The sequence below is a fragment of the Corynebacterium sp. Marseille-P4321 genome (assembly GCF_903645305.1).
GTDB lineage: Bacteria > Actinomycetota > Actinomycetes > Mycobacteriales > Mycobacteriaceae > Corynebacterium.
Genome location: NZ_CAHJXO010000003.1, coordinates 275103 through 292365, shown reverse-complemented (window position 1 = coordinate 292365; position 17263 = coordinate 275103). Strand labels below are relative to the sequence as shown.

Genomic DNA, 17263 nt, shown 5'->3' with positions numbered 1-17263 from the left:
CCACTACGCTTGGCTCTCATGCGCGTCGCCATGATTTCCATGCACACCTCCCCGCTTGAGCAGCCGGGGACCGGCGACGCAGGCGGCATGAATGTCTACGTTCACAACACAGCCACCCAGCTGGCGCGCCAGGGCGTCGAGGTGGACGTGTTCACACGCGCCACCCGCCCCAGCCAGGGCGAGGTTGTGGAGGTGGAGCCTGGCTACCGGGTAGTGAACATCGTCGCTGGGCCTTACGAGGGGTTGGAGAAAGACGACCTGCCCACCCAGCTCGCCGCGTTCGCCGGTGGCATCGTGCAGTTCGTGCGCGCCAACGGGCTCGCCTACCACCTGATCCACTCTCACTACTGGCTCTCCGGCCAGGTGGGGTGGCTGCTGCGCGACCTGTTTCACCTGCCGCTGGTGCACACCGGGCACACCTGGGCGGCGGTGAAGAACGCCTACTCGGGGGAGAATAACGAGTCGGAGGCGAGGCGGATCTGCGAGCAGCAGCTCGTCGATAATGCTGATGCCCTGGTGGTGAACACGGAGGATGAAACCCGCGAGCTCGCCCGCTTCTACGACGTCGACCCGGCCAAGATCGCCGTGGTCAGCCCCGGCGCGGATACCGAGCTGTTCACCCCGGGCACGCACCGCAACACCGAAACCGCCCGGCGCGATCTGGGCATTCCGGTGCACGCGAAGGTGGTGGCGTTTGTGGGCCGGCTGCAGGATTTCAAGGGCCCGCAGGTGCTGATTAAGGCCATGGGGGAGGTCCACGCCCGCGGCAAGGTCGATGCGCCGCTGCGCGTGATCATCTGCGGCGGGGCCTCGGGCGCGGGGTCTTCCGTGGAGCGCTACAAGGAACTCGCAGCTCAGACGGGTATCGAAAAAATCGCCCGTTTTTTGGGCCCCCGCCCGCCGGCCGAGCTCGTGCGCCTGTACCAGGCCGCCGACATCGTGGCGGTGCCCAGCTACAACGAAAGCTTCGGCCTGGTGGCGGTGGAGGCGCAGGCCGCCGGCACCCCGGTCGTCGCCGCCCGCGTGGGCGGTTTGCCACTTGCGGTGAAGGACGGCGAGACGGGCTTGCTTGTCGACGGGCACGGCACGCAGCGTTGGGCTGAGGCGCTAGAGCAGTTGCTTATCGACGACGCCCTGCGCACCTCCATGGCCCAAGCCGCCGTCGCCCACGCCGCGACCTTCAGCTGGGCCGCATCGGCGGCGAAGCTCGGCGAGGTGTACGCGGCCGCGACCGGCGGGTTTGAGCCCGGTGGGCGCGAACCTAGGGGAGGCGCTTAGCAACCTCGTACGCCGCCGCCGCGCCGCCCCAGTAGCTCAACTTCTCGGTGTGGTGCGCGACTTTCCGCTGGGCCTCCGCAGGGTTGAACTGGCCTTTGAGCGCCTGTTCGGCGACTCGTTGAGCGTCCTGCTGCGCGGCGTCGGCGGCCTTGCGGAACTCCTCGGTCGGATCGATCGGCTTGAAGTCCGGGTTGTGCTTCTCCACGTACTCGTTGACGTGCGCAGTCTCTTGGTTGCCTGTGGGGAACTGCGCCCGTGGCGCCTCCGGTGCTGAGATCTTGAACGCGTCGTTCACCTGGCCGTCCGGCACACCATAGGCCTCCTCCACGATGCGGTCGGCGGGCTGCGCCTTGCCCAGGGGGCCGAGCACGATCGAGGTCACGCCGATGACAGAGCCGTCGCGCGGGTCGTAGTTCACCCCGCCCGAGTCGCCGTGCTGGTAGTTCAGGCCCCAGCTGTACACGCCGTTGCGGGTGCGGCCGAGTTGCGTGCCGCAGGAACGGCCGGAGGTGGAGCCGTCCTTGCAGATGGGCTGGCCGAAGTTGTCCACGGCAATCTCTCCGGGGCGCAGCGTGCGGTAATCCTTGATGGTTGTCAGCTGCACAGGCGCGCCCTGGTTCCCGCCTGCCAAGTTGCGAGACTGGGACAGGTTGGTGGTGCGCACGGAGTCGTCGATAAGCACTGTGCCCCAATCCGCCGTCTTGATTGTCAGCATGGGATCAGACAAGTTCAGCGCGGCCGCGGGCGGCTGGTTGGAGCGCTCCCGCACGCCGACGCGCACGTAGTCGCGGCCCTGCGGCACCGTCACCACAGGGGAGACGGGTCGGCCGCCGGGCTGCGTGTTGATGCAGTGCGCGGCGGTGAGCATCACGCGGCGGGTCACGCCGTCGGCGTAGCGAACCGTGCCCGCAGGCCCCTGCGAGCACGTCGCTGCGAACGCGGCGGGCGGGGCCTTGATTGTCTGGCCCCACATGTTGGTCACGGTCTTCGGCACGTCCTGCGGGAAAATGCGGATCGGCGCGCCGGGAGCAACGAGTGCTGGCGCGGCGAGGGCCGGGGCGGCGGGCAAAACTACTGACGCGGCCAGACACGCCGCGGCTGCTTTCAAAGTGACTCGCATGACAACACACTAGCGCCATCTGCCGCGCAGGGTTGTGCCAAATCGTGGCATGCTGGAAGCCATGGGCAACGGAAAGCTGATTCTTGTACGACACGGACAGAGCGAATGGAACAAGTCCAACCAGTTCACCGGCTGGGTGGATGTAGACCTCACTGAGCAGGGCGAGGCCGAGGCGAAAAACGCGGGCAAGCTCATGGTGGAAAAGGATGTCCTGCCGGACATCGTGTTCACCTCGCTGCTGCGCCGCGCGATCCGCCCGGCGAACATCTCGCTGAACGCCGCAGACCGCCACTGGATCCCGGTGGTGCGCAACTGGCGCCTCAACGAGCGCCACTACGGCGCGCTGCAGGGCCTGAACAAGGCGGAGATCCGCGATGAGTACGGCGAGGAGCAGTTCATGCAGTGGCGTCGCTCCTACGACACCCCGCCGCCGGAGATCGACACCGACAACCAGTACGCGCAGACGGACGACCCGCGCTACAAGTTCCTCCCCGAGGTCCCGCGCACCGAGTGCTTGAAGGACGTCGTCGAGCGTTTCCAGCCGTACTACGAGGCGGCGATTCTGCCGGAGGTGCTGCAGGGCAAAAACGTCATGCTCGCCGCGCACGGCAACTCGCTTCGCGCGCTGGTGAAGTACCTGGACAACATTTCCGACGAGGACATTGCTGGCCTGAACATCCCGACCGGCATGCCGCTGGTGTACGAGATCGGGGAGCGCGGCAAGGTACTCAACCCGGGCGGCACCTACCTCGACCCGGAGGCTGCCGAAGCCGGCGCGGCCGCCGTGGCCAACCAGGGAAAGTAAACGCCTTAAAACCGTGACGCCGATTCTCGCGTTTTTCCTCGGCGTGCTGCTCACCGTGCCCGCGGTGGTCGCGGTGCAGCAGCTGCGCCGCTGGCGTGAACGCACGCGCGCCGATGAGCCGGGGGAGGTCTCCCAGGTCAGCACGATTAGCCAAGCGCTGCACCTCGTGACCCAGGGTTCACCCACCGGCATCGCGGTGGTCACCCGCACTGGCAAGGTGATGCTGTCCAACGCACGCGCCCACGACATGTCGCTGGTGCACGACGGCACCGTCAACCCGCGGGTGTGGGAGGTTGCCACCGAGGTCTTTGCCGACCAGGAGCAGCGCGTGCTGGACTTGGAGTTGCCGCAGCGCACCACCGGCAGCCGCATCCGCAACGTGCGCGCGTTCATCACCCCGCTCACGCTCACTGAGAACGATTATGCCGTGATCTACGGCTCCGACGAGAGCGAGAACGTGCGCATGGAAAACGCCCGCCGCGACTTCGTGGCAAACGTCTCGCACGAGTTGAAAACGCCGGTGGGCGGCATGTCGCTGCTCGCCGAGGCGCTGCTGCAGGACCCGACGGACCCGGAGACGGTGGAGTACTTCGGCGGCAAGCTGCAAAAAGAGGCGCTGCGGATGGGCGACATGATCACGGATTTGATCTCGCTGTCCAAGCTGCAGGGCGCTGAAGCGCTGCCGGACATGGCGCCGGCGCGTGTCGACGATGTGATCGCGGACGCGGTGTCGCGCAACCTTGTCACGGCGGAGAACCGGGACATTGAAATCAACGTGGGTGCACCGTCCGGCATCCGCGTGATGGCGGACCGTTCGATGCTCACAGTGGCGGTAGCCAACCTCATCTCGAACGCCATCAACTACTCGCCGAACGGCCAGCCGGTGTCGGTGACGCAGAAGGTCGTGCGGGAGGAAGTGGTGCTGATCCGGGTCACCGACCGCGGCATCGGCATCGCGCCGGACGACCAGAAGCGGGTGTTCGAGCGTTTCTACCGGGTGGACAAGGCGCGCTCGCGCTCCACGGGCGGCACCGGCCTCGGGTTGGCAATCGTGAAGCATGTGGTGGCTAACCACGGCGGTAGCATAAAGTTGTGGTCAAGGCCGGGCACCGGTTCGACGTTCACCATTGAGCTGCCGATCTTCGACCCGGAGTCGGCCCGTGAGAAAATGCCCGATCAGGTGACCGAGAAGGTGGAGGAGCTGTAAGTGACAACCATTCTTATCGTTGAGGATGAAGAGACCCTCTCCGACCCGCTCGCCTACCTCCTGCAGAAGGAGGGCTTTGACACGATTGTTGCCCCGGACGGGCAGACGGCGCTGCAGAAGTTCGGCGATGAGGCCGTGGATCTGGTGCTGCTGGACCTCATGTTGCCCGGCATGAGCGGCACCGAGGTGTGCAAGCGCATCCGCGCCGAGTCTTCGGTGCCGATCATCATGGTCACCGCCCGCGACTCGGAGATTGACAAGGTGGTGGGCTTAGAGCTCGGCGCGGACGACTACGTCACGAAACCGTACTCCACCCGCGAGCTGGTCGCCCGCATCCGCGCGGTGCTGCGCCGCGGCCCCGAGTCCGAGGTTGTCGAAGAGGTCGATAAGCAGATCCTCGAGGCCGGCAGGGTGCAAATGGATGTTGAGAGGCACACAGTGCTTGTCGACGGGCACCCGGTGCCCATGCCGCTTAAAGAGTTCGACCTGTTGGAATACCTCATGCGCAACGCCGGCCGCGTGCTGACCCGCGGCCAGCTCATCGACCGCATCTGGGGCGCCGATTACGTCGGCGACACCAAGACCCTGGACGTGCACGTGAAGCGCCTGCGCACCAAGATTGAGGCGGAGCCATCTAGGCCTACTCAGCTGGTCACCGTCCGTGGCCTGGGCTACAAGTTTGAGGCCTAAACTTTTCGCGAACTTTTCGCCGCGTCTGTCGCGGGGTGGGTCGCCTTGAGCTCGTCGTCAAGCTTTGCCCTCTTTGCGCAATGCTGCGCCACGATCTCGTAGGGCTTGTCGCCGATGAGCGCGGCGAGCTCGGTGGCCATGGAGCGCCACACGGGGGTGGAGCCGCTGTGGCAGTTCGGCGCTGCGGTGCACCACCAGTCGAAATCCTCGCCGCCGCCGCCCCATTGGCGCCGGTCGTACTCGCCGATGGTGGTGCGCAGGATCTCCTGGCCGTCGGAGCGCTCCTCCCAAGAATCCTCGCGTGAGAACGGCACCTGCCAGCACACCTCGGGTTTCGAGCCGACGATGTCGCGCCCCTCCGCCACCGCCCACTGGTGCAGGGCGCAACCGGTGCCGGTCTCGTGCCCGGGGCGGTTGGCGAAGATGCATGCGCCGTCGATCACTTTGGTTTTGATGTGCGGGCCTTCCGGGTCTTCCTCCGGGTCGGTGTCGTCGTACTCCAACCACGGCTCGAGCCACGTGGGGTCGCCCGCGGCGAAGAACTCGTCGGTGTCTGCGGGGCGCAGCTGCCAGAACTTCTTGTCCATGGCTTTTACTACCTCGTAGACGGTGTCGCGGTCTTCCTCGTCGGCGATGTAGGCGCCGTGGTTGCAGCAGCCGACGGCGGAGTTCGTCTCGTCGATGCCCAGGCATTCGGGGGTGCCGAAGCGGCACGACCAGGTGGATTCGAGCCAGGTGAGGTCGATGGTGAACAGGCGGGTGGGGTCGTCCGGGTGGACGAATTCGAACCACTCGCGGGGGAAGTCGGGCGGGGTTTCACGGCCGGCACTTATGGAGCGTCCGGCGGGGGAATCGGCGGGAAAGCCGAGAAAAACGGGCTTCGGGGCTGGTTGATTCACACCTCGGTACCGTAGACCCGTTAACCTAGGGGCGTGCGATTAGGTGTATTAGACGTCGGCTCGAACACCGTCCACCTTGTGGCGGTCGATGCGTATAGCGGTGGCCGCCCCACCCCGATGAGCGACTGGAAGCAGCCGTTGCGCCTTGTGGAGTTGCTGGACAAGAAGGGCAACATCGAGGACAAGGGCATTGAGAAGCTTATCGACGCTGTCCAGGAGGCAGCCGATCTCTCCGAGAATCTCAAATGCGAGGAGCTGCATGCGTTCGCCACGTCCGCGGTGCGCTCTGCGACGAACTCGGACGAGGTGCTCAAGCGGGTGGAGAAGAAGACCGGCGTGAAGTTGCGGGTGCTCTCCGGCAACGAGGAGGCGCGGCTGACGTTCCTCGCTGCGCGCCGCTGGTACGGCTGGTCGGCCGGCCGCATCACGAACCTGGACATCGGCGGCGGCTCGCTTGAGATCTCCACCGGCACCGAGGAGATGCCGGACCTGGCGGTCTCGCTCGACCTCGGTGCGGGGCGTTTGACCCACGAGTGGTTCGACACCGACCCGCCGGAGCGCAAGAAGATCAACATGCTGCGCGACTACATCGATGCTGAGCTTGCCAGCGTGGCAGATGACTTCAAGGCGCTCGGCGAGGCTGGCCTGGCGGTGGGCACGTCGAAAACGTTCCGTTCGCTGGCGCGCCTGACCGGTGCCGCGCCGTCGTCGGCAGGCCCGCACGTGCAGCGCACCCTCACCGCGCCGGGTCTGCGCCAGCTCATCGCGTTCATCTCTCGCATGACGGCAGCCGACCGTGCGGAGCTGGAAGGCATCAACTCGGACCGCTCGCACCAGATTGTTGCGGGTGCACTCGTCGCGGAAGCCGCGATGCGGGCGCTGAATATTGATACGTTAGATATCTGCCCGTGGGCGTTGCGCGAAGGCGTGATCCTGCGAAGGATCGACCAGGGCGCCGACCTGAAAGCCGATAAAGGAGACGACAACTAATGTCTGACAAACAGCTCACGGTTGCGGAGCTCCTCGCCCGGGCAGAAAAGGAAAACCCGGAGGCCCGCAAGCGTCCGCGTCGTCGCCGCAGCCTGGACGAAGGCGGCGTGACCGTCGCCGAGCTCACCGACTCTTTCAAGAAGGTCGACGTCAAACCTGACGAGGTAAAGCACTCCGCGCACCCGCTCGACGCGCCGGAGGAAACGCCGGAACCCGCAGCCGAGGTTGCGCCGGCCCCTGCTCCGGTGTCGCGCAAGATTGAGCTGCCGAAGCCGGAACCGGTGGAAGAGCCGGTTGCGGAAGATGCGCCGTCTACCAGCGAGACCACCGTGATCCCCAAGGTCACCGAGACGGCCCCGGCCCGCCCCGCGGAGCCGGAAACCGGCGAGATTCCGGTTGTTGAAGAGCCTGAGGTGGCCGTGGAGCCGGAGGACGATTTCGATCCGTTCGCCGAGGACTTCCGCGCCGAGCCGGAGGCCGCCGACGTGCCAGCCGAGCTCGACGAGCCGACCCCGGATGTGCGCGAAATCGAGGTGGAGGAAGCCTCCATCAACCCGATCGTGATGGTGCTGCTGGTGTTTGCCGGCGTGCTGATCGGCGTGCTGGGCTTCTTGGCCTTCCAGTGGCTGTGGGCGAACACGTCGACCATCGTTGCGGCGCTGCTCGCCGTGGTGGCGGTGGCTGCCGTGGTCTTCGGCGTGCGCGCGATGCGCACCGGCCGCGACGGGCTCACCATGACGCTCGCCGGTCTCGCCGCCGCCGTGATGGCGTTCGGCCCTGCACTGATCTAACTGCGCTAGGAACCTCTAACTGCGCTAGGAAGAGCCCGTGGGCCTAATGTTGGGCGCATGGAAAAGATCGCAGTCATCGGGGTCGGCAATATCGGCGAGGCACTTATCTCCGGCCTGGTCGCATCGGGCATTACCCCGGAATCCATCACCGCCACGAACCGCTCGCCGGAGCGCTCCCAGGAACTCGCGGAGCGCTACGGGGTGCGCACCACCGACGACAACGTCGACGCGGTGCGCGAAGCGGACGTGGCGTTTTTGTGCGTGAAGCCGGCGCAGCTTCTCGACGTTGCCGAGGAGATCAGCGGGGCACTGGCGGACTCCGCAGTGCACACCGTGCTCGTGTCCATGGCCGCCGGGGTCCCTATCGCGGCGATACAGGAGGCGGTGTCAGCCGCTGGCACCCCGATCGTGCGCGTGATGCCGAATACGCCGATGCTGGTGGGCAAGGGCGTGCTCGCGGTAGCGTACGGCCGTTTTGTGGACGAGGGGCAGCGAGAGGGCGTCGAAAAGCTTCTGCTCGCTGCTGGCGATGTTGTGGAAGTGCCGGAGAAGCACATCGATGCGGTCACGGCGCTCTCTGGCTCCGGGCCCGCGTACTTCTTTTTGGTTGCAGAGGCGCTTGTCGACGCTGGCGTGGCCCTCGGCCTGCCCCGCGACCTAGCCCAGCGCCTCGCGTGCACCACCGCCGAGGGCGCGGGCGCGATGCTGGCGGCGGAACAGGACCCAGTGCGGCTGCGCGCAGGTGTGTCCTCGCCCGCGGGGACCACGGCGTACGCGGTACGCGAGCTGGAGGAGTCCGGAATTCGCGGTGCGTTCTACCGGGCGACCGAAGCGTGCGCGCGGCGATCTGAGGAGCTGGGGAAGTAGTTAGGGAGTAGCTTCAGTCCCACTATTCACAATTGTTGCTGTGGGTTAACTGCCTGCACTTTGAAAATTTTCGGGCACTTAAGTCGCACTCGGCGCATGTTTCACGTTAGGGTGGTTCAAGCACGTACGTGTCCAACCTGCAGGAGGGGAAGCCTGCAGCGCGTTTCGCGTGCCGAGAGGTATGAGTTCAATTGGTGAATGAAGAAAAAGGAAAGTTCCTGACGGTCGCCGAGGTCGCGGAGATCATGCGCGTATCGAAGATGACCGTCTACCGTCTCGTCCACTCCGGCGAGCTGCCTGCGGTGCGCGTGGGTCGCTCGTTCCGTGTGAACGAAACCGCGGTTAACGAATACCTGGAGTCCTCCGTCTACGACGTGGGCTAAAAAACCGGGTATTTTTGCTGCGCCTGTCCCGTTCGGGGCAGGCGCAGTTTTTTGCCGGTCAATCACGTGGCTGTATGCTTGGCATGTTCAAGGCTGGCACCTTTTACTTTTCGGAGTGTGCACCTCCGCGTCGGCCGCGTACGTACGAACTAGCTAGAGGAAAAGAGGAGAGCCAATGGGTTCCGTGATTAAGAAGCGCCGCAAGCGTATGTCGAAGAAGAAGCACCGCAAGATGCTCCGCCGCACCCGCGTGCAGCGTCGTAAGCTGGGCAAGTAAGCCCCGCAACAACCCGCCCGAAAAAAGGCGGGTTTTTTCATGCCCGCGCCAACCTGCAGTTTCTTAAGATGGGAAGGGTCAATACTCGTTTACGTCTCAGACCGAAAGGACCGAGCAATGACTACCGCTAACAACGCGGGCAACAGAAACCCCGACGCCATCTTCGAGCCGGCTACGCTCGGCCCGGTCGAGCTGCGCAACCGCTTCATCAAGGCCGCCACCTCCGAGGGGCGTTCCCCGGACGGCAAGGTCACCGACGAACTCATCGCTTACCATGAGGGCTTCGCCGCAGGTGGGGTTGGCATGACCACCCTGGCGTACTGCGCGACCTCCCCGAAGGGATTCTCCGCCCCGGGTCAGATCCTCATGTCCAAGGACGCGCTGCCGGGTCTGAAGGACTTCACCGCCACCATGCACCAGCACGGTGCGAAGGCGTCGGCGCAGCTGGGGCATGCGGGCCCGGTGGCTACCCGCCAGCAGATCGGCGAGACGCCGTGGGCGCCGAGCCGGTTCATCAACCCGACCAGCTTCAACTACTGCCGCGGTATTGACAAGAGCGAGATCAAGACGGCGGTGCGCGAGTTCGCCGACGCCGCAGAGCTGGCAGCCGAGGCAGGGTTCGACGCGCTTGAGCTGCACTTCGGCCACCTCTACCTGCCCAGCTCCTTCCTGTCCGGCTGGATCAACCGCCGCGACGACGAGTACGGCGGCAACATCGAGAACCGCTCCCGCTTCGCGCGCGAGATCGCGGCGGCGGTGAAGGAGCGCGTGGGCGACGACGTGGCCATCATCGCCAAGATGTCCATGACGGACGGCATCCCGGGCTCCATCGAGCTGCCGGATTCGCTGCAGACGGCGCAGATGCTGGACGCGGACGGCAACGTCGACGCGATCCTGCTCACCCAGGGTTCCTCGGTGCTGCGCCAGATGTGGCTGTTCCGCGGCGACCCGCCGCTGAAGGGCTTCGCGGAGCACATGCCGTTCCCCTTCAACGTGGGTGTGCGCATGTTCGGCAAGCCGATGCTGGGCGACTTCGAGTACAAGGACATGTACATGTTCGACGACGCCCGCCAGTTCCTGGACAAGGTGCACAACTCCAAGCTGATTCTGCTCGGCGGCCTGACGCAGCGCGAGCACTTCGAGAAGGGCTACGCCGAGGGTTTCGAGTTCTTCGAAATCGGCCGTGCGCTGCTGCGCGAGCCCGACATGGTGAAGAAGATCCAGGCGAACGGCAACTACCGCACACTGTGCGACCACAACAACTACTGCATGCCGTCGGTGTTCGGCAAGACGCACTGCATCTACTCGCCGGATTACGCCATGGAGCCGGAGGACCGCCAGATCCGCCCGGAGGAAACCGCAGGTGGTTCGACCACCATCGAGGCTTCGAACCCGAAGAAGTAAAAAACTAGCGTTTTTTCCGCCGCCGCCACACGCCCCAGCCAACAAGCCCGATGAGGGCGGCTGGGGCGGCGGCGCGTTTCACGGCGCGGCGCATGGAGCGGTAGTCGCGCACAGCCCAGCCCTGCTCCTCGGCGTGGCGGCGCAGCGCGCGGTCCGGGTTGATGGCCACCGGCGAGCCGACCATTTCCAGCATGGGCAGGTCGTTGATGGAGTCGGAGTAGGCGGTGCACTGCTCCAAGTCGAGCTTCTGCAGCGCTGCGAGCGCGGCGACTGCGTGCTGCTTGCCGGGGCCGTGCAGGATGTCGCCGACGAGGCGGCCCGTAAATTTGCCGTCTTTTTCTTCCGCCACGGTGCCCAGCGCGCCGGTGAAGCCGAGGCGTTCGGCGAGCGCTTGGCCGATCTGCACGGGGGTCGCGGACACGAGCCAGACCTGCTGGCCCGCGGCGAGGTGCATGGAGGCGAGTTCCACGGTGGCTTCGTAGGATTTGTCGAGCATGTGCTTATCGACGATCTCCCGGCACGCCTCCTTCAAATCCTCGACGTTTTTTCCCTTCACGATCTCCAGCGCCTGTTCGCGGCCCTCCGCGATGTCGTCGGCGTTTTCGGAGCCGGACAGGCGGAAGCGCAGCTGTTTACGCAGGGCGGGCAGGAGTTCTTTCAGCGTGATGAAGCGCTTGCGGAACAGCCCCTCGGCCAAGACGATGAGCGAAGAGCCCTGGATGAGAGTGTTGTCCACGTCGAAGAACGCGGCTGCCTCGGTGTCCTGGGGCACCTCTGGGTCCGGCTGAGTGATCTTTTGCCGGCCCGCGCTGGCGAATGCGCCGCCGACGGAATCCACACCAAGCGCGAAGTCCTCGAGTTTGAGGCCGAAGGTGTCCTCCACGGCGGCGGCCACGGCGGCTTCACCGGCGGTGCGCTGCGCGTCGTCGCCGATGGGCGGCAGCGCGGTGTCTTCGAGGAAGCGGCGCAGGTTGCCGTGCGAGATGGACCATTGCGCGAGGAAGTCGCGCTGTTCGGACATGGTGGTGCGGCCCCTTTCGCTGGCGGTGTTAGCGTGTGCAATCGTACAACGCGCGGGCGAGGAAGGAGCAGGTGTGAAAACGGTTGAGCTGATGGTGCGCGAAAGCTGCGGGTCGTGCGAGAGGGTGGCGGGGCAGATCGCGCCAGTCGTCGAAAAGCATGGCGCGAAGCTGGTGCTTGTCGACGTTGACGCGGACCCTGATGCGGCCGCCGAGTACGGCGACCGCGTGCCCGTTGTGGTCGTCGACGGCGAAGAGTTCGCGTGCTGGGAGGTGGACAACGCCGACCTCGCGGCGGAGTTGGCGCGCTAGACGGCTATACTTTAGTTTGATTTTTGCCGTGCCGAGGGAGGTTTGTTTGTGAGCGTGCTGGTCGTGGGGATGTCGCACAGGTCGGCGCCTGTGGCCCTGCTTGAGCGCCTCAGCATGGATGAGACGGTGCAGCACGGGGCGGGATCTGCGCTGGTTGCGCAGCCTTCGCTGTCGGAGGCGATGATCGTGTCCACCTGCAACCGGCTGGAGGTCTACGCGGTGACTAACGCGTTCCACGCCGGGGTGGAGGACGTGCTGAAGGTGCTCGCGGACGTGTCCAGGGTGGGCGCGCCCGAGCTGCGGCACTACCTCTACGTGCGCTACGCCGACGCGGCCGCGGAGCATATGTTCCGCGTGGTCAGCGGCCTGGATTCGATGGTGGTGGGCGAGCAGCAGATTATCGGCCAGGTGCGCGCCGCCTACGTGGACGCCTCTGAGCGCGGCACGGTGGGCCCGAACCTGCACTCGCTCGCGCAGACGGCACTGCACACCGGCAAGCGGGTGCACGCGGAGACGGCTATCGACGAATCGGGCGCCTCAATGGTCACCGCGGCGCTGGAGGAGACGCTGCGGGCGATGGGGGCGCAGGACTTCTCCGGCACCACGGCGGTGGTGCTCGGCGCCGGCGCGATGAGCTCTTTGGCCGCCACGCACCTGGGCAAGCAGGGCGTGGACCGGCTGGTGATAGCGAACCGCACACGCTCACGCGCGGAACGCCTCGCCGAGCACGCCCGCGAGGCCGGCGTGGCGGCGGACGTGGTGGATTTCTCCGACCGCGCGGACGCCATCGCGGGCGCGGACGTGGTGGTTTCCGCCACAGCCTCCGACGGGTTCACCATCACCCCGGAACTGGTCGGCGGGCCGGTGATGCTCGCGGACCTGTCGCTGCCGCGAGACATCGACGATGCGGTCGCGGACCTGCCGGGCGTGCACCTGGTGAACATCGAATCCCTCAGCGAGTCGCTGAACGGCGCAGATACCGCCGACTCTCGTGCCCTTCGCAGCGCCGAGGCGATCGTGGACGAAGAGGTGCGCCAGTTCAGCTCGGAGCAGCGCATGCGCGAGGTCGCCCCGGCGGTCACGCGCCTGCGCAGGGGAGCGGCCGAGATCTCCGGCCAGGAATTGGAGCGGCTGCGCACGCGGCTGCCCCATCTGCCCGAGGAGGATTTCGAGCAGATCGCGCGGATGGTCAAACGTGTCGTCGATAAGCTTCTGCACGCTCCGACCGTGAAGCTGAAGGAGTTCGCTGCGGCGCCCGAGACCGTGAGCGCGGAAGAGGTGGTCGAGGAGCTGTTCGGCTTCGAGCACACCTCGGTGGCCGTGTCCGCGGAGCGCTTGCCGCTGCTCGGGGAGATGGGCGCACCGGCCGAGAAAGAAACCGGCAAGGAATAGGAAAGGCACGAGGATGCTGCAGATTGGAACCCGCGGGTCGCACCTGGCCACCACTCAGGCCGGGCACGTGCGCGACGCGCTCATCGAGGCCGGATACCCGGCGGAGCTGAAGATTGTCTCCACCGCGGGCGACCTGTCACAGGCGCCGGTGGAGCGCATCGGCGTCGGCGTGTTCACCTCCGCGCTGCGCGAGGAGCTTTTCGCGGGCGGGGTGGATATCGCGGTGCACTCCATGAAGGACCTGCCCACCGCCTACGAGCCGCGCACGCACCTCATCGTGCCGGTGCGCGAGGACAGGCGCGAAGCGCTCATCGCCCGCGACGGGCTCACGCTCGCCGACCTGCCCGAGGGTGCGCGTGTGGGCACTTCCGCGCCGCGGCGCATCTCGCAGCTGCGCGCTGCGCGCCCCGACCTGGACATCCGCCCGCTGCGCGGCAACATTGAGACGCGCATGGGCTACGTGGAAGCAGGCGACCTTGACGCGATCGTGCTCGCCTACGCGGGACTTGCACGCGGCGGCTACGGGGATCGGGCTACGCAGCTGTTCGCGCCGGAAGAGTTCATGCCGGCGCCGGCCCAGGGCGCGCTTGGAGTGGAGTGTCGGGTGGACGACGCCGCGGCGCGCGAGGCGATAGACAGCCTCTTCGACGCTGACGCGGCCGCGCAGGCGCGCGCCGAGCGCACTGTGCTCGCGACGATGGAGGCGGGATGTACTGCGCCGGTGGCTGCCACTGCCACGATTGAAGGCGGCGAGGTGTCGCTGCGCGCCGGCGTGTTCGCCCTCGACGGCTCGCGCCAGCTCACGCACGCCGCGACCGGGCGCGACCCGGAGGCCGTGGGGCGTGAGGTGGCCGAGGAGCTGCTTTCCCGCGGCGCGGCAGAGCTCATGGATTAGCCAGGGGAGTGACCGCGCGGTAGCAGGGGAGTAGCCGGGCGGTAGCTCTGCGGTTTTGATATGGGGCAGCTCGCCTTTAAGGTGGAGATACCATACTAGATTTTCCTCCGTACACCGGGGTCGCCTTAGGGATATTCCTAGGCGCCACTGGCAGTGCGGGGGCAATTGTTTGTGCCTGCAAACCATATTTTTTGAGACCCAGAAGAGATCTTCTATGACACAGTCCGCCCACGCCCCCCAGCCGCTGGGGAAGGTGATCTTCGTGGGGGCAGGACCCGGCAACCCGGAGTTGCTCACCGTCCGCGCCCGCGAGGTGATGGAGTCTAATTCTATAGCGCTCGTTGACCCCGAGGTGTCTGAGGGGGTTCGAAGCGTTGTCGCGTCCGCGCTCACCGTGCCGAAGGCGAAGTTGGAGGAGGCGAACAAGGCCTACGAGAAGCTTTGCGCCGAGGCCAAGGAGGCCGGTGCGCGCCGTAAGCCCCCGCGCCCGGAGCCGCCGACGGCGGCTGAGCTGGAGGAGGTTGAGCTGGGGGAGGGCATCGTCGACAAGCTGAAGCAATCGCTTGACGACGCAGCCTCCGCCTTCGAACGCGGCGACGGCGGCGACGGCGACGTCATCCGCCTGGTGGCCGGCAACCCGCTCACGCGCGATTCGGTGATGGAGGAGATCTCCGCCGTCGCCGCGGCCGGGCTGGAGTTCCAGGTGGTGCCGGGTATGTCGCTGCCGTCGACGGTGCCGTCGTTCGCGGGCATTGCGCTGGGGTCCACCTACACCGAGACCGACCTAGCGAACGAGCCGGTGGACTGGGACCAGCTGGCCCAGGCGCCGCAACCGCTGGTGTTCCAGGCGCTGCAAGAGCACTTAGAGACCATGGCGGCCGCGCTGATGGAGCGTGGCTTCGCGGGCACCACCGCGGTGACCATCACCACGAACGGCACGACGCGGCTGCAGCGCACGTTCGACGCGACGCTGGAAACCGTGGGCAAGCTGGATGCCGACTTGGCCGGTGCGCTGGTGGTCACCCTCGGCACCGTCGCCGACGACCGTTCGAAGTACTCCTGGTGGGAAAACCGGCCGCTGTACGGCTGGCGCGTGCTCGTGCCGCGCGCGAAGGAGCAGGCCGGCCCCATGAACGCCCGGCTGAGCCAGCACGGCGCGATTCCGCACTCCGTGCCCACGATTTCGATGGAGCCGCCGCGCAACCCCGCGCAGATGGACCGCGCGATCAAGGGCATCGTCGAGGGGCGCTACCAGTGGGTGCTGTTTACCTCCGTCAACGCGGTGAACGCTGTGTGGGACAAGTTCGAGGAGTTGGGCCTGGACGCGCGCTCGTTCGCCGGTGTGCACCTGGGTGCGGTGGGGCAGAAGACCGCGGACGCGATCAAGGCCCTCGGCATGCAGGCGGAGCTGGTGCCGCACCGCACGAAGCAAAACGCCGCCGGGTTGGCCGAGGCGTTCCCGGAGTACGTCGAGGACATCGACCCGGTGGGCCGTGTGCTGCTGCCGCGCGCTGATCTGGGCTCCGACGTGCTGGTCGACGGCCTGGTGCAGAAGGGCTGGGAGGTCGACGACGTGGTCGCCTACCGCACCGTGCGCGCCGCCCCGCCGGCGCCGGAGACCCGCGACATGATCAAAACCGGCGGCTTCGACGCCGTGTGTTTCACCTCCCCGTCCACGGTGAAGAACCTGGTGGGCATCGCGGGCAAGCCGCACGCGCGCACGATCATCGCCTGCATCGGCCCGGTCACGGCGCAGGAGGCGCGCGAGCAGGGCTTGCGTGTCGACGTTGTGCCGGAGGAGGCAGACGTGGACCATCTGGTGGACGCACTGGCCGACCACGTGGCGTCGCTGCGCGCCGCAGGACAGCTGCCGCCGCCGCGCAAGAAGCGTCGTAAGGCGGCCAGCTAGCGGGGAACTACAATGGCGCCCATGTCTGAGATCACCCGGCGCCCCAGGCGCCTGCGCCAGAACCCTGCGATGCGCGAGCTCACCGCTGAAACGCGCCTGCACCCGGCGGATTTCATCTTGCCGCTGTTCATCGCCGACGGGCTTGACTCCCCGCGCGAGATCGCGTCCATGCCGGGTGTGTACCAACACACCGCGGACTCGCTGAAGACCATCTGCCACGACGCGCTCGAGGTGGGCGTGAAATGCGTCGACCTGTTCGGCGTCCCGCGCGAGGAGGACAAGGACGCCACCGGATCGGTGGGCATCGCCGAGGACGGCGTGCTCAATGTCGCGCTTGGGCAGCTTCGCGACGAGTTCGGCGACGACCTGCTCATCATGGCCGATACCTGCCTGGACGAGTTCACGGACCACGGGCACTGCGGCGTGCTCGCCCATGATGCCCGCGGCAACGAGTACGTGGACAACGACGCGACGGTTGAGCTGTACTGCGACATGGCACTCGCCCAGGCCCGCGCCGGTGCCCACATTGTGAGCCCGTCCGGGATGATGGACGGCCAGATCGGCGCCATCCGTGCAGCCTTGGACCGCGAGGGCTTCACCGAGGTGGCGATCATGGCCTACTCGGCGAAGTACGCCTCCAAGTTCTTCGGCCCGTTCCGCGACGCCGTCGGCTCCTCGCTCAAGGGCGACCGCCGCACCTACCAGCAGGACCCGGCGAACGTGCGCGAGTCCCTGCTCGAGGTGGATCTGGATGTGGCCGAGGGAGCGGACTTTGTCATGGTGAAGCCCGCCATGCCGTATCTGGATGTGCTTGCCAAGGTGGCGGAGGTCTCCCCGGTGCCGGTTTCGGCCTACCAGGTCTCCGGCGAGTACGCGATGCTTGTGGCCGCCGGGCGCAACGGCTGGCTCGACTTCGAGGAATCGATGATGGAGGCTCTGACATCCATCAAGCGGGCTGGCGCGGAGCAGATTCTCACGTACTACGCGATTGAGGCGGCGAAGCGGATCAATGGCTAGCCTTCCAC

At 66.4% G+C, this 17263-nt stretch carries 18 protein-coding genes; 15 read left to right on the top strand and 3 right to left on the bottom strand.

Annotated features, from left to right (window positions below):
* The first annotated feature begins 18 nt into the window (after positions 1-18).
* Complete coding sequence (gene mshA, locus HWX32_RS09800) at positions 19-1278, top strand: D-inositol-3-phosphate glycosyltransferase (protein WP_175935705.1); 1260 nt, start codon at positions 19-21, stop codon at positions 1276-1278.
* On the opposite strand, the gene HWX32_RS09795 is transcribed toward mshA, so the two are convergent.
* Positions 1262-2398 (bottom strand): hypothetical protein, encoded by a 1137-nt coding sequence (locus tag HWX32_RS09795; protein ID WP_175935704.1) that lies wholly within the window; start codon positions 2396-2398, stop codon positions 1262-1264. The two genes, mshA and HWX32_RS09795, sit on opposite strands and share 17 nt — an antisense overlap.
* Before the next feature lie 61 nt (positions 2399-2459).
* Here HWX32_RS09795 and HWX32_RS09790 point away from each other — a divergent pair, with 61 nt between their 5' ends.
* The 3 genes from HWX32_RS09790 to HWX32_RS09780 all read left to right on the top strand — a co-directional run bounded on the left by HWX32_RS09790 (position 2460) and on the right by HWX32_RS09780 (position 5100).
* Positions 2460-3203, top strand: coding sequence for a phosphoglyceromutase (locus HWX32_RS09790; protein WP_175935703.1), 744 nt, complete (start codon positions 2460-2462; stop codon positions 3201-3203).
* Positions 3204-3267: 64 nt separating this feature from the next.
* On the top strand, positions 3268-4410 hold the full coding sequence (locus HWX32_RS09785) for a cell wall metabolism sensor histidine kinase WalK (RefSeq protein WP_242648362.1): 1143 nt from the start codon (positions 3268-3270) through the stop codon (positions 4408-4410).
* Complete coding sequence (locus tag HWX32_RS09780) at positions 4411-5100, top strand: response regulator transcription factor (RefSeq protein WP_075469623.1); 690 nt, start codon at positions 4411-4413, stop codon at positions 5098-5100. It begins immediately after the preceding gene.
* Here the strand turns inward: HWX32_RS09780 and HWX32_RS09775 are convergent.
* Positions 5097-5999, bottom strand: a complete 903-nt coding sequence (locus HWX32_RS09775) for a hypothetical protein (protein WP_175935702.1) — start codon at positions 5997-5999, stop codon at positions 5097-5099. The genes HWX32_RS09780 and HWX32_RS09775 overlap by 4 nt on opposite strands.
* A gap of 33 nt (positions 6000-6032) precedes the next feature.
* On the opposite strand from HWX32_RS09775, the gene HWX32_RS09770 reads away from it, so the two are divergent.
* The 6 genes from HWX32_RS09770 to HWX32_RS09745 all read left to right on the top strand — a co-directional run bounded on the left by HWX32_RS09770 (position 6033) and on the right by HWX32_RS09745 (position 10711).
* Positions 6033-6989: a Ppx/GppA phosphatase family protein gene (locus HWX32_RS09770; protein ID WP_075469625.1), complete on the top strand. Its 957-nt coding sequence runs from the start codon at positions 6033-6035 to the stop codon at positions 6987-6989.
* Entirely contained in the window at positions 6989-7780 is a 792-nt protein-coding gene (locus tag HWX32_RS09765; protein WP_175935701.1) for a hypothetical protein, read from the top strand. The genes HWX32_RS09770 and HWX32_RS09765 overlap by 1 nt, the downstream gene beginning before the upstream one ends.
* A gap of 57 nt (positions 7781-7837) precedes the next feature.
* Positions 7838-8647: a pyrroline-5-carboxylate reductase gene (proC, locus tag HWX32_RS09760; protein ID WP_175935700.1), complete on the top strand. Its 810-nt coding sequence runs from the start codon at positions 7838-7840 to the stop codon at positions 8645-8647.
* A 191-nt stretch (positions 8648-8838) separates the two neighbouring features.
* On the top strand, positions 8839-9030 hold the full coding sequence (locus HWX32_RS09755) for a helix-turn-helix domain-containing protein (RefSeq protein WP_075469628.1): 192 nt from the start codon (positions 8839-8841) through the stop codon (positions 9028-9030).
* A gap of 175 nt (positions 9031-9205) precedes the next feature.
* Positions 9206-9307, top strand: coding sequence for an AURKAIP1/COX24 domain-containing protein (locus HWX32_RS09750; RefSeq protein ID WP_003855542.1), 102 nt, complete (start codon positions 9206-9208; stop codon positions 9305-9307).
* Between the two features lie 117 nt (positions 9308-9424).
* On the top strand, positions 9425-10711 hold the full coding sequence (locus HWX32_RS09745; RefSeq protein WP_175935699.1) for an NADH:flavin oxidoreductase: 1287 nt from the start codon (positions 9425-9427) through the stop codon (positions 10709-10711).
* Between the two features lie 4 nt (positions 10712-10715).
* Here HWX32_RS09745 and HWX32_RS09740 read toward each other — a convergent pair whose 3' ends face one another.
* Complete coding sequence (locus HWX32_RS09740) at positions 10716-11732, bottom strand: HAD family phosphatase (RefSeq protein WP_075469630.1); 1017 nt, start codon at positions 11730-11732, stop codon at positions 10716-10718.
* A 91-nt stretch (positions 11733-11823) separates the two neighbouring features.
* Here HWX32_RS09740 and HWX32_RS09735 point away from each other — a divergent pair, with 91 nt between their 5' ends.
* The 5 genes from HWX32_RS09735 (at position 11824) to hemB (ending at position 17255) form a co-directional block, all read left to right on the top strand.
* Positions 11824-12042: a glutaredoxin family protein gene (locus HWX32_RS09735; protein WP_075469644.1), complete on the top strand. Its 219-nt coding sequence runs from the start codon at positions 11824-11826 to the stop codon at positions 12040-12042.
* A 48-nt stretch (positions 12043-12090) separates the two neighbouring features.
* Complete coding sequence (locus HWX32_RS09730; protein ID WP_175935698.1) at positions 12091-13434, top strand: glutamyl-tRNA reductase; 1344 nt, start codon at positions 12091-12093, stop codon at positions 13432-13434.
* Between the two features lie 13 nt (positions 13435-13447).
* The gene (gene hemC, locus HWX32_RS09725; protein ID WP_175935697.1) at positions 13448-14329 is read left to right on the top strand and encodes a hydroxymethylbilane synthase; all 882 of its coding nucleotides are present in this window, start codon (positions 13448-13450) and stop codon (positions 14327-14329) included.
* Positions 14330-14543: 214 nt separating this feature from the next.
* Positions 14544-16238 (top strand): uroporphyrinogen-III synthase, encoded by a 1695-nt coding sequence (locus HWX32_RS09720; protein WP_175935696.1) that lies wholly within the window; start codon positions 14544-14546, stop codon positions 16236-16238.
* Between the two features lie 21 nt (positions 16239-16259).
* A complete protein-coding gene (gene hemB / locus HWX32_RS09715; RefSeq protein WP_175935695.1) occupies positions 16260-17255 on the top strand; it encodes a porphobilinogen synthase in 996 nt (331 codons plus the stop codon).
* The last annotated feature ends 8 nt before the right edge of the window (positions 17256-17263 follow it).